The organism is Photobacterium makurazakiensis, assembly GCF_050336715.1.
Classification (GTDB): domain Bacteria; phylum Pseudomonadota; class Gammaproteobacteria; order Enterobacterales; family Vibrionaceae; genus Photobacterium; species Photobacterium makurazakiensis.
Genome location: NZ_JAKJSJ010000006.1, coordinates 1 through 712 on the forward strand (window position 1 = coordinate 1; position 712 = coordinate 712).

Sequence of the window (712 nt, forward strand, 5' to 3'; positions counted from 1 at the left end):
TCCTAGTACGAGAGGACCGGAGTGGACGAACCTCTGGTGTTCGGGTTGTCACGCCAGTGGCATTGCCCGGTAGCTAAGTTCGGAATCGATAAGCGCTGAAAGCATCTAAGCGCGAAGCGAGCCCTGAGATGAGTCATCCCTGATACTTTAAGTATCCTAAAGGGTTGTTGGAGACTACGACGTAGATAGGCAAGGTGTGTAAGTGCTGCGAGGCATTGAGCTAACCGATACTAATTGCCCGTGAGGCTTAACCATACAACACCCAAGGGGTTTTGTACTGACATCGTTCCAGACGATTATCAGTATTTCCTACATCCTTGTAGGTCACGGACTCCACGAAACACTTGAATGGTGTTTGAGAACTAGTCAGATTTTCCCAGATTGCTTATTGACTGCCAGCAGGCGGTGAATAAAAACAGAATTTGCTTGACGACCATAGCATTATGGACCCACCTGATCCCATGCCGAACTCAGTAGTGAAACGTAATAGCGCCGATGGTAGTGTGGGGTTTCCCCATGTGAGAGTAGGACATCGCCAGGCTTTAATTTCGACTGATCTCGTCAGAGATGAGTCACCATAAAGTTTTAAGTATAAACTTGGAATTTTATGTTGACTTTAAAAGTGGAAAGCGTACTATACGCCTCCTGCTTCAGCATTAAGTGCTTGAAAGCAATGTTCTTTAACAATTTGACCATGCAATCTGTGTGGGCA

2 rRNA genes are annotated in these 712 nt (G+C 46.1%); both read left to right on the plus strand.

What is annotated here, in order from left to right:
- Positions 1–255: ribosomal RNA gene (locus L4D09_RS00320) — 23S ribosomal RNA — on the plus strand; the annotation flags it as partial.
- A gap of 170 nt (positions 256–425) precedes the next feature.
- A 5S ribosomal RNA gene (rrf, locus tag L4D09_RS00325) occupies positions 426–541 on the plus strand.
- Positions 542–712 lie beyond the last annotated feature (171 nt).